Genomic DNA, 9,851 nt, shown 5'->3' on the forward strand with positions numbered 1-9,851 from the left:
GCGCGTGAGGGGATGCCGCTCATTGAGGGGCCGCATCACCGGGTCATTGGTCAGACGCTCGACCGGATTCACTCTGGCGAGATTAGCCGGCTGATCATTACGCTGCCGCCGGGCTACACCAAGACCGAAATGGCAGTGGTCAACTTCATCGCGCGTGGGTTCATGATCAACCCGGCAGCGCGGTTCATCCATGCCACCTTCTCGGATGATCTGGCGCGCGAGAATAGCGACAAAATCAAAAGCCTGATTGAGCTTCCTGAGTTCGGCGAGCTTGCCGCAGTGGGAATCAAATCAGACACCAGCGCGAAGGATCGCTGGAAAACAGTACAGGGCGGCGGAATGCTGGCCAAGGCCGCTGGTGGCCCAATTACGGGCTTCCGGGCGGGCTATATGGACAAGGATAAGTTCACCGGCGCACTGGTGGTCGATGATCCGCTAAAGCCGGACGATGCATTCAGCCCGACGAAGCGGGCCTCGGTTAACAAACGGGCAACTAACACCTTTCGCAGCCGTTTGGCGCATGATCGCGTGCCTATCGTGGTCATTATGCAGCGCCTGCACAGCGACGACTTTGTGGGCCACCTGCTGACCGGCGGGACCGGCGAAATGTGGGATCACCTCGATCTGCCGGTGATAATCGATCATTCGGCTGAGTACCCGAAAGAATGGACGCATGGGCGCCCGGTGCCTCACGACCTGCCGGATGGGCCGCTATGGGCAGAGAAGCACAGCGCCGAAGAGATTGAGGTCATCAAGGCCGACGCCTACACCTTCGCAAGCCAATACATGCAACGCCCGGTATCGGCGGAGGGTGCGCTCTTCGATATGAGCGGGATTCATTGGTACAAACCCGGTGAGGAGCCGGATATCGACTATTACCGGATGTACGCGGACACAGCCCAGAAGACGGGCGAGCGGAACGACTATTCGGTCATCGAGCTATGGGGCAAAGCCAAGAACGGCCCCGCAGTGCTGATCGATCTGGTGCGGGGCAAGTGGGAAGCGCCCGACCTTGAGAAAAACGCACTGGCCTTCTGGTCAAAGCACAAGGGCAAGATCGTTCGCGGCCTACGGGTCGAGGACAAGGTTTCAGGGACCGGCCTGATCCAATCACTCAAGCGCAAGGGGATCCCCGTCGATGGCATCCAGCGCGACCGGGACAAATACACACGTGGGCTCGACGCAGCTCCATGGGTCGCAACCGGTCAAGTGTGGCTGCCTAAAGATGCACCGTTCATGGAAAGCCTGAGGTATGAAATGCAGACATTCGACGGCCTCGGTACAGGGTTTGATGACCAGATCGACCCGATGATGGACGCGATTGCTGACATGCTGGGCGGCTACGGTTCCTTCGTCGGCTTCGGTATCCCGAAAGGACGCCGCTGATGGCACAACGAACGCTGGCCGGGATGTTCCCCGAGCACTTTGGGGCGTTGTCGAACGTCAAGCGGGTGCACGCTGACGAATACGGCTGGCCTGAACGCCTGACGTTTCCGGATCTTCTGCGTATGTATCGCCGGAATGGTCTGGCGGCAGCCGCGGTCAATGCGTTCAAGTCTAAGACGTGGCAGGACGTTCCGGTTCTGCGGGTCACCGACAAAGACGACGACCTAAGCAGTACCGAGGAGGCGGTCGCAGACCATCTGGCCCGCATTCGGTTTTGGCAGCAATTCGCTGAGGCTGACGCGCGGTCTATTGTGGGTGACTACGGCGGTCTGGTGCTCAGATTTGCTGACGACAAGAAAATGAACGAGCCGCTCGATAAGGCGCTGGGGATCAATAAGCTGTTCGCGGCCATCCCATGCTGGCAGCATCAGCTGCGTCCGAGCGAGTTCGATACCAATACCGAGTCCGAGACCTACGGCGAGCCCACAATGTGGGAGTATGCTGAGAACGCTGTGGGTAGCGATACGACATCGGCAGGCCCGCGCCGCCGGTTCAAGGTTCACCCTGACCGCGTGCTGATCCTGTCGCGGGATGGCACGATCAACGACCGCTCGCAACTTGAGGCCGGCTATAACGCCATGCTGGACGCCGAGAAGATCAGCGGTGCCGGGGCGGAGGGGTTTTTTAAGACGGCCAAGAACGCGCCGGTTATCTCGATGGAGGATGGCAACGGGTTCGAGGAAATGGCGCGTGGAATGGGAATCGACCCTTCCGAGCTTACGGACAAGCTCAACGAGGTCGTGAAGGCCTGGGCATCCGGCTTTGACGCCTCCCTGTTGTTGTCGAAGATGAAAACCGAATTTCCGAACATCACGCTGCCGCAGCCGGAGGAGTTCTGGAACATCTGCGTGATGACATTCGCCGCGTCGATGCGCATCCCGTTCAAGGTGCTGATCGGCATGATCACCGGCGAGCGGGCAAGCACTGAGGACGCCAAGGATTGGGCGCGGACGAATGAGGCCCGCAGGTCTGGCGAGATTGTCCCAGCAATCATGACGCTGATCGAGCGGTTTCAGAAGGCCGGCACGCTGCCTGAGGGCGCATGGCGGGTCGAGTGGACATCGCTACTGGATGACGGCCCTGACGCCATGATGGCGCGGGCGAAGACCATGTCCGAGATCAACACGTCCGAGGCCGGGGAGGTCTTCGACGTGACCGAGATCAGACGTGCTGCGGGACACCCAGCCGGGCTGCCGCTTAATGATGAAGAGGATGATGACGATGAATAAGGCACTGGTTCATGCCCGTAGCAATGCTGTCGGGCCAATCCGGCATGAGGTTCGCAACGGCCATAACGTGATGATCGTCCCATCCTACGTGATCAAAGACGATACCATTCTAAACGGCATTTTTTACGGCAAGGACGAGATCGACAAGTCGTTTGAAGGGCTGAACGGCACCCACGCGCCGCTGGGGCATCCTCAAAAAGACGGCATGTTCCTCAATGCTGCCGACCCGGTGGCCGTAGCCGAAAACGGCGTCTTTGCGTTCAACGAGAATGCCCGCCGGGTAGATGACCGGATCGCGATTGACGTAGTGATCTACAAGGATCGCGCCGCCGAGAACGCAAATGGCCAGCGCCTGCTCGAAGCGATCAACAAAGGCGAGCCGATCCACACATCAACCGGCCTCTACATGAACATCGAAGACGCCCCGGAAGGGCATGCTGCTGAGAAGATCGGTCGCAACTTCGTGTGGGACCATAATGCCCTGCTGCTGGATGAGCCGGGCGCGATCACGCCAGACGAAGGCGTTGGCCTGATGGTCAACAAATCAGGTCTTACCGTCATCAACTCGCGCGTCGATTGGGCCGAGGATGACCTTGCATGGGCTGCTGAGCATCTGCTCGACAGCGCCGAGCGACTGGACAAGGCGAAGGCGCGGGAAGCGCTACTCCCGCGTCTGGTCGAAGCCCTTCGGGGCATCATGTCCGGCGGCTCCGCCGAGGCGAACGAAGATGTCCAAAAGGAGGATCCCATGGACAAAGAAACCAAGGCCGCGCTGGACGCGGTGAACACCAAGATTGACACGCTGGCTGACGCTGTCACCAACGGTCTGAAAACCCTCACCGACGCCCAGGAGGCGCAGGCCAACGCCGCAAAGGAAGCCGAAGAGGCTGAGCGCGAAAGCCTGACGAACACCATCGTCAAAGCAGCGATCCTCGATGAGGAGGACTGCAGGGCGCTGCCGGTCGCCAACCTGCGCAAGCTCGCTGCAAATGCCAAGCCCGGCAAAGCAGCACCGGTGGGCAATGGGGCGGCTGATCCCGATCCTGGCAACGCCGTCAAGTTCCGCGTCCCCGGCGCAGCAAAGGAGGCCTGATCAATGGCACGCTACAACACGATCTATGCGGGTCCGGTGAGCAACCCGACCCCTCACGCTATGGAGGCGATTGCAAGCGTGGCGCTCACGCCCGGCTCGCTGGTGACCTTCGATGCGACCAACGGCTTCGCGCTGGCCACTGCTGCCACCACGGCCAAGGTCTGGCTGGTGCAGGACAACTACCTGACCGGTCGCGGCATCGAAACGCAGTGGGCGGCTGACAGCCGGGCCGTTGCGCTCGATATGGTCGACGGCCAATTGTTCAACGCGCTGGTCGCGACGGGCAACGATCTGACCGAAGGCGACGCGCTCACACCGGGCGCCGGCGGCGTTCTGGTCAAGGCCGCGCTGTCCGACAAGGTGGTCGCGGTCGCCAACGAGACATTCAACAACAACACTGGTTCGGCCCAGTTGGTCTGCGTTCGCGCTGCAACCGGCTACCTGACCGCAGCGGCATAAGGGGATCACCAGATGCGCTATTTCGATCACGAGCTGATCACCAACTCCCGCCCGCACCAAGCGTGGTGGGGTGAGGTGTCCGGCATCCGCAACCACTGGTACGAGGCTGACCCCGTTGCCAATGCACAGACGGTCCTGCCGCCTGACTTCTGGTTCGACTTGGACGAACAAACCGTCCGCATCATGCGTGACGACGGCGGCGAGGAATTCATGTCCGACCTGATGGGGCTGGCTCGGCCGGTCAACATTGGCAAGATGGTCTCTATTGCTCGCACGTCCAGCGACATGAGCGACAAGGTGGTGCGTTCGGTCTCCGGTCAGGTGCCGGTACCGGTCGATAAGGTCGAGTACGGCTTCGACGGCGCGCCAATCACCATCTTTGCGAAAGGCTATGGTCGTTCGTGGCGCGAGGTGATGAAGTTCCAAAGCGAGGGCTATGATGTTCTGGCCGACGACAATGAGGCCGCGCTGGACAAGATCGACCGCGATATGGTCGATTACGCGCTTGACGGTGACGCGACGATCAACATTGAGGGCTTCGGCGCTTACGGCATCCGTACCGCGCCCAACTCCAAGGCGATCAATCTCGGCTCCGGTGCTGGTGGTGCAAACATCGATCTGACCGCGCCAACCACGACACCGGATGAGATCGACGCCTTCTTCATCGGCCCATTCGGCGCGATGCTTGATGCCAACTTCATCTCTGCGCCGGTGAACCTCTACATCTCGCCCGAGATCGCCCGCAACTGGGACCGCGCCTATTCCGGTGCCGCCGGTCTCAAGCCAGGGTCCATCATGGATCACGTCGCCAAGAACCGCCGGATCAACAAGATCGTCGTGACGCACAAGCTCTCGGGCAACGAGTTCTTCGGCTTTGTGCCGAGCTCGCGCTTCATCCGCCCGCTGATCGGCATGGCGGTCAACACCACGCCGCGTGTCCGTCTGAATCCTACCGATGACCATCAGTTCCTCTGCATGGGCGCGATGGGTATCCAGGTGCGCGGCGACGGCAATGGTCGCAGCGGTGTGTTCTACAGCGAGGTCGTGAACTGATGGCTTATCGCATTCGCATCACGAAAGGGGGGCTCTTCGGTAACACCGGGGAGCTTCCCATCGGCCAAGAATTCACGCTCAAGGGCAAGCCACCTGCGGGCTGGGCTGGCCGCTATGAAATGGTCTCGCAAACCGACGACAAAGAGCCGGTCACAGCCGATGCCGGCATGAGTGAAGATCGCAAGACGGCTATCCTTGAGGCTATCGGCGGACTTGACCGGGAAAAGGACTACACCAAGGGCGGCAAGCCGGACGTTGACGCGATCAACGCTCTGATGCCCGAGGGTTCCGAAACCGTCACCGCTGCTGAGCGTGATGAAGTGGTCAAGGACGACTGACCATGGCTGCCACGGTCGAGGGATGGATCGCATATGCGGCACTGCGCGGTGATACCGTGGCGGACAATGAGGCCAGCGCTGCGGCGCTGGTTCGCGGCCAAGACTATATTGACTTCCACTATGGCAACCGGTTCGGGTCCGCAGTGAGGGTTGATGAAGAAACCGTCGATAAGGCGGTCTACGAAGCAGCCAAGCTGGAACTCGCAACACCGGGCTTCTGGTCGAAGACCTACACCCCCGATCAGCAGAAGGTTCTGACCGCCGTTGGCGAAATCAAGTGGACCGTGCGCGGTGACGCCAGCGGGCCGGACGCCGCAACGCCGGTCAGCACGAAGATCGACAGCATGCTGCGGCCCTATATGACCAAGATGACCGGGATGTTTGTGATATGAGCGCTGGAACCGACATTGCCGCCGAAGTGCTGGCGGGGCTGGCAGAGGCGGGCGAGGCGACCGGCAACGGGCCGATGATCTGCACCCTGCGGCGACCGGCGGCAGACGGGCCGACCGATCCTTGGGGCGGTGGCGGAAGCGGGCCGACCTATCACGAGGTGACAGCGGTTCAGACACAAAAGCACATCCGCGATGCAAGTGGCACGCTGGTCGGTCAGACGAAGACGGTGCTGCTTGTGGATGCTACGGGCGTCTCGCCGTTGAAAAGCGATTACGTCGCGGTTAACCTGCGGATAGCAGACGTGATGAGCGACACGCGCTTTCACGAGATTGCGGACGTCGAAACCGTTGCGCCTGCGGGCGTTGCGCTTATGCACAAGGTCACGCTTGCCGATTAACCCGCCCACAGCGCTCGAAATAGCAGCGCTAAGCGCAATCCTGCCCCGTTGGTGGGCTGACTGCCAGAGCAACGCTACTGACGCGATGCTGGCCTATACATACACTCGGCAAGAGTATGACCAGTTTGCGGGCGCAATCCTGTGGGCATTCTACCTCGGTTCCGTATCCGCTCAGGGCTAACCCGTATTTTCTCACAGTTCGATCTTTTCCCGCTTTCGAGCGGTTTTTTGCATGGGGTGCTCCATGGCTCGCAAGACTGCACAACAGAAGCGCATTGAGGCATTGCTCCAGCGACAATCTGTGGCTGTTCGGAAAGCCTTTCTAGAGGCGTTGCAGAAGGCCACAAACGCAGTCGACCGTGATGCCCTTATCCGTCTACTGGAGGCCAACGATGTTGAGCGTGCAGCAGCATTGTTCCGCATGGAGCGCGGTGTAGTGTTCCCGCTTGAGGAAGCGATCCGCAACGCTTTCATAGGCGGCGGGATGGCTGTGGCGGATGATCTGCCAAAAGGGATTTCTGGAGTCTTCGGCTTTGACGGGCGCCATCCCCGCGCGATCGCACTGGCCGAACGGCAAGCTGCAGCTCTCGTGACCTATATTAGCGACGATGCTGTGCTGGGCGCGCGCAAGATCATCGTTGATGGGCTGAATACGAACCGCAGCCTGAACAGCGTTGCCCGCGATCTAGTGGGGCGCAAGGTAGGACGGCAGCGGGTAGGGGGCATATTCGGCCTGACAGAGCCGCAGACCGATCGCATGATTAACCTTCGCTTTTTGCTGAGCGATCCCGATCGTATCGGGGAATACTTCAAAGACGCGGTTATGAGGATACCGCGCTACAAGGAAAGCGACCGCCGCTTTGATGTAATGGTTCGGCGGGCGATCAAGAGCGGCAAAGCGCTGCCCGCTGCTGACGTCGACCGCATCGGGGACGCATACAAGGCCAAGGCCAGCGGCAACCGGGCGAAGATCGTGGCGCGGAATGAGGCTTTCACTGCGCAAGCCGCAGGGCGGGCCGAGAGTTACGCCCAATTGCTGGAAAGCGGCAAGGTCGAGGCCGTAACGAAGAAATGGCAGCACGGGTTCAGCAAAGAGCCGCGCCAAGATCATCTGCGTATGGATGGGGAGACAATCGCCTTTGACGAGGTGTTTGTCATGGACGATGGCACCAGTATGCGCTTCCCCCACGATCCAGCGGGCGGGGCGGAGCATTCTATTGGATGCCGCTGCACTTGTGTTTACCGCGTTAAGCTACCGAGGGACTGAGCATGGCTGGCGAATCTTTCACTACTCAATTGGCCGACTTCGAGCAAATGACGGTCAAGAATATGCGCTATGTCGCGGCGGAATCCATTCAAGACGTTATGGAAGCCGCTCAGACGCCACAGAAAGGCATTGGGCAGGGCGCTACAGGCTTTGTTGAGGGCAAAATACCCGTTGATACCGCGGAACTGATTAACAGCCTCACGAGCGAGGGCGTGAAGGGCGCGGATAGCTACACGGTAGCGATTGCAGGCTATGAGGTGGGCGACGTTATGTCATTCGCATGGACTGCGCCTCATGCTCATGCTGTCGAAGCAGGTACAAGCAAAATGCCCGGGCGCCACTTCGTTGGGGTCAACGCACGGCGCTTCCCCGCCTTTGTCGAAGCCCGCGCTAAAGAGGTGCGCCGATGAACGAAAACGACATCGCCCGCACCTTGGGCCAGCGGCTGCAAACCCTGACAAACGCCCCGGCGATCTACTGGGATAACCAAGACGTGCCAGAGACGCAGGCGCGGCCCTATTTGGTGGTGCAGATGGTTCCCGGCCAATCCCCGGCGCGTATCTCAGGCGGGCGGGTTCACACCGGATTCATGCAGGTAACGGTGGTTTCGGACGTGGGGCAATTCGCCACCTACGCCAATGAGACAGCGGCCAACATCGCGGCGCTATTTCCATATGAGCTGACGCTACCCTGCGGCGCTGGCAAGCTGACAATCACCAACGACACGCAACCTGGCCCCGGTTTCAGAGACGGCAGCGATTGGCGCAAGATCGTCCAGGCTGATTATTTCGCCACCTAAAGGATACCCGACATGACAAAGCGTAAAACCGCCAAGGCGGAACAATCCCCCATGCCAAAAGACAACACGCTGAGCGGCACCCTGCGGCCCGTCAAACGCGGCGACATTACCTCGCCAAACCTGTTCACCAAAGACAACGCGCCCAAGAAAGGCAGTCGCATCAAGTTCAAGGTTCGCGGCAAAACCTACAGCGCAATCGTTGCAGAGACATTCGAGGCCGATGGCGAAACCGCAATCAGCTTCAAGGGCGGCATTACCGCTCAGAAATAGCGGCCTTCCCGGCGGGCCGCTCCCTGATTGGGGTTTTGCCGGGGTTAATCCCAAACATCAAAGGAGCCTATCATGGGTTTGCAATCTTCTGTTGGCATCGCGGTTGGTATTTCCGCGACCCTGCCCACAACTCACGACGCCGAGGTCGCAACCGGCTTTCCGTCGCTCACGTTCACCGCAGCGGGCAAGCTGAACGCAGCCGCGCCAATGACCGGGACAAAGGACGTTGCCACCTTCGACAACCTCACCACGGGCGAGGAGGAGAAGCTGGTCGATATCCTGCGGGCTGGCAACGGCGACATGTCGTTTGGCTATGACGCCGACGACGCGGGCCAAGCGCTGCTGGAAACAGCCGCAGAGGCGACCACAGACGCCGGGTCGAAAGTGGCCTTGGAGTTCACGCTGAACAACGGCGACAAATACTACCGCCTCGCAATCATCACGTCCTACACGCCGGAAGGCTCTGTCGGGAACGTGCTGATGGCGACTGTCGGCACCGAGTTCTACCGCAAGCACGTCAAGGTCGCTGCGGCCTAACTGAATTCTGCGCAGAACCGGGGCGGTGAGTTTGGTTCAGCTTGCCGCCCCACCAATGGACCGAACCACAAGGATATGAATGATGGATTTCGCAAAACTGACAGGCCAACCGGCCGTTATTGATGAAAGCCTTGAGGCGTTTGAGTTCAAACCCGAAGGCTATGAGAACGGCGCGGGCGAGCCGCTGGTGCTGACACTGCACCCGGCAGGCGGCACCCGCTTCAAGAAGGCCGTGCGCAAGATGCACATTAAGGTGACGCGCTCCCAGAAGGAGGAAGCAGAGGCCAACGAGGCGGACCTGACAGAAGACGAACTGGAAGCCGAGATCCGCACCCAAGACAGCCGCACAAGCGAGTTGCTGGCCCGGTGCTGCGATGGCTGGAACATGACGGACGGTAAGGCGGCTATTCCCTTCACCATCGAGAACGCTTCCGAGATGTTCAAGCAGGTTGAACCGCTGCGCTCCGAAGTGGACGGGGCAATGACTGCGCGGGGAAAGTCAACGAAGGCGAAAAAGACCGCCTGATCCTTTGGGCGCGTCAACTGGCATGGCTCCAATGCTCCGACACT

General features: G+C 60.1%; 14 protein-coding genes. All 14 read left to right on the plus strand.

The genetic code is table 11. From position 1 onward, the window contains the following. Nucleotides 1–12: 12 nt before the first annotated feature. The 14 genes from terL to CUR85_RS14005 all read left to right on the plus strand — a co-directional run bounded on the left by terL (nucleotide 13) and on the right by CUR85_RS14005 (nucleotide 9,807). On the plus strand, nucleotides 13–1,386 hold the full coding sequence (gene terL, locus CUR85_RS13940; RefSeq protein WP_280322732.1) for a phage terminase large subunit: 1,374 nt from the start codon (nucleotides 13–15) through the stop codon (nucleotides 1,384–1,386). Then, entirely contained in the window at nucleotides 1,386–2,675 is a 1,290-nt protein-coding gene (locus CUR85_RS13945; RefSeq protein WP_280322733.1) for an anti-CBASS protein Acb1 family protein, read from the plus strand. The genes terL and CUR85_RS13945 overlap by 1 nt, the downstream gene beginning before the upstream one ends. After that, nucleotides 2,668–3,768: a hypothetical protein gene (locus tag CUR85_RS13950; protein ID WP_280322734.1), complete on the plus strand. Its 1,101-nt coding sequence runs from the start codon at nucleotides 2,668–2,670 to the stop codon at nucleotides 3,766–3,768. Before CUR85_RS13945 ends, CUR85_RS13950 begins: the two co-directional genes overlap by 8 nt. 3 nt (nucleotides 3,769–3,771) lie before the next feature. Then, nucleotides 3,772–4,227: a hypothetical protein gene (locus CUR85_RS13955; RefSeq protein WP_280322735.1), complete on the plus strand. Its 456-nt coding sequence runs from the start codon at nucleotides 3,772–3,774 to the stop codon at nucleotides 4,225–4,227. 12 nt (nucleotides 4,228–4,239) lie between these two features. Beyond that, entirely contained in the window at nucleotides 4,240–5,280 is a 1,041-nt protein-coding gene (locus CUR85_RS13960) for a major capsid protein (protein WP_280322736.1), read from the plus strand. Beyond that, a complete protein-coding gene (locus CUR85_RS13965; RefSeq protein WP_280322737.1) occupies nucleotides 5,280–5,618 on the plus strand; it encodes a hypothetical protein in 339 nt (112 codons plus the stop codon). Before CUR85_RS13960 ends, CUR85_RS13965 begins: the two co-directional genes overlap by 1 nt. A gap of 2 nt (nucleotides 5,619–5,620) precedes the next feature. Further along, entirely contained in the window at nucleotides 5,621–6,010 is a 390-nt protein-coding gene (locus CUR85_RS13970; protein WP_280322738.1) for a hypothetical protein, read from the plus strand. Continuing rightward, on the plus strand, nucleotides 6,007–6,408 hold the full coding sequence (locus CUR85_RS13975) for a hypothetical protein (protein WP_280322739.1): 402 nt from the start codon (nucleotides 6,007–6,009) through the stop codon (nucleotides 6,406–6,408). The genes CUR85_RS13970 and CUR85_RS13975 overlap by 4 nt, the downstream gene beginning before the upstream one ends. A 244-nt stretch (nucleotides 6,409–6,652) precedes the next feature. Further along, on the plus strand, nucleotides 6,653–7,675 hold the full coding sequence (locus CUR85_RS13980) for a phage minor head protein (protein WP_280322740.1): 1,023 nt from the start codon (nucleotides 6,653–6,655) through the stop codon (nucleotides 7,673–7,675). 2 nt (nucleotides 7,676–7,677) lie between these two features. Beyond that, complete coding sequence (locus CUR85_RS13985; RefSeq protein ID WP_280322741.1) at nucleotides 7,678–8,085, plus strand: hypothetical protein; 408 nt, start codon at nucleotides 7,678–7,680, stop codon at nucleotides 8,083–8,085. Then, nucleotides 8,082–8,474, plus strand: a complete 393-nt coding sequence (locus tag CUR85_RS13990) for a phage tail terminator-like protein (protein WP_280322742.1) — start codon at nucleotides 8,082–8,084, stop codon at nucleotides 8,472–8,474. Before CUR85_RS13985 ends, CUR85_RS13990 begins: the two co-directional genes overlap by 4 nt. A gap of 12 nt (nucleotides 8,475–8,486) precedes the next feature. After that, entirely contained in the window at nucleotides 8,487–8,744 is a 258-nt protein-coding gene (locus CUR85_RS13995) for a hypothetical protein (RefSeq protein WP_280322743.1), read from the plus strand. A 72-nt stretch (nucleotides 8,745–8,816) separates the two neighbouring features. Next, entirely contained in the window at nucleotides 8,817–9,281 is a 465-nt protein-coding gene (locus CUR85_RS14000) for a hypothetical protein (protein WP_280322744.1), read from the plus strand. 79 nt (nucleotides 9,282–9,360) lie between these two features. Continuing rightward, nucleotides 9,361–9,807 carry a hypothetical protein gene (locus CUR85_RS14005; RefSeq protein ID WP_280322745.1) on the plus strand — a complete coding sequence of 149 codons (447 nt, stop codon included), beginning with the start codon at nucleotides 9,361–9,363 and terminating at the stop codon, nucleotides 9,805–9,807. Nucleotides 9,808–9,851 lie beyond the last annotated feature (44 nt).

Source organism: Sulfitobacter faviae (assembly GCF_029870955.1).
Taxonomy (GTDB): domain Bacteria; phylum Pseudomonadota; class Alphaproteobacteria; order Rhodobacterales; family Rhodobacteraceae; genus Sulfitobacter; species Sulfitobacter faviae.

Bases quoted from the DNA above. Each gene is read 5' to 3' on its own strand.
- terL (WP_280322732.1), top strand. From the start codon at position 13: ATGCCGCTCATTGAGGGGCCGCATCACCGGGTCATTGGTCAGACGCTC.
- CUR85_RS13945 (WP_280322733.1), top strand. From the start codon at position 1,386: ATGGCACAACGAACGCTGGCCGGGATGTTCCCCGAGCACTTTGGGGCG.
- CUR85_RS13950 (WP_280322734.1), top strand. From the start codon at position 2,668: ATGAATAAGGCACTGGTTCATGCCCGTAGCAATGCTGTCGGGCCAATC.
- CUR85_RS13955 (WP_280322735.1), top strand. From the start codon at position 3,772: ATGGCACGCTACAACACGATCTATGCGGGTCCGGTGAGCAACCCGACC.
- CUR85_RS13960 (WP_280322736.1), top strand. From the start codon at position 4,240: ATGCGCTATTTCGATCACGAGCTGATCACCAACTCCCGCCCGCACCAA.
- CUR85_RS13965 (WP_280322737.1), top strand. From the start codon at position 5,280: ATGGCTTATCGCATTCGCATCACGAAAGGGGGGCTCTTCGGTAACACC.
- CUR85_RS13970 (WP_280322738.1), top strand. From the start codon at position 5,621: ATGGCTGCCACGGTCGAGGGATGGATCGCATATGCGGCACTGCGCGGT.
- CUR85_RS13975 (WP_280322739.1), top strand. From the start codon at position 6,007: ATGAGCGCTGGAACCGACATTGCCGCCGAAGTGCTGGCGGGGCTGGCA.
- CUR85_RS13980 (WP_280322740.1), top strand. From the start codon at position 6,653: ATGGCTCGCAAGACTGCACAACAGAAGCGCATTGAGGCATTGCTCCAG.
- CUR85_RS13985 (WP_280322741.1), top strand. From the start codon at position 7,678: ATGGCTGGCGAATCTTTCACTACTCAATTGGCCGACTTCGAGCAAATG.
- CUR85_RS13990 (WP_280322742.1), top strand. From the start codon at position 8,082: ATGAACGAAAACGACATCGCCCGCACCTTGGGCCAGCGGCTGCAAACC.
- CUR85_RS13995 (WP_280322743.1), top strand. From the start codon at position 8,487: ATGACAAAGCGTAAAACCGCCAAGGCGGAACAATCCCCCATGCCAAAA.
- CUR85_RS14000 (WP_280322744.1), top strand. From the start codon at position 8,817: ATGGGTTTGCAATCTTCTGTTGGCATCGCGGTTGGTATTTCCGCGACC.
- CUR85_RS14005 (WP_280322745.1), top strand. From the start codon at position 9,361: ATGATGGATTTCGCAAAACTGACAGGCCAACCGGCCGTTATTGATGAA.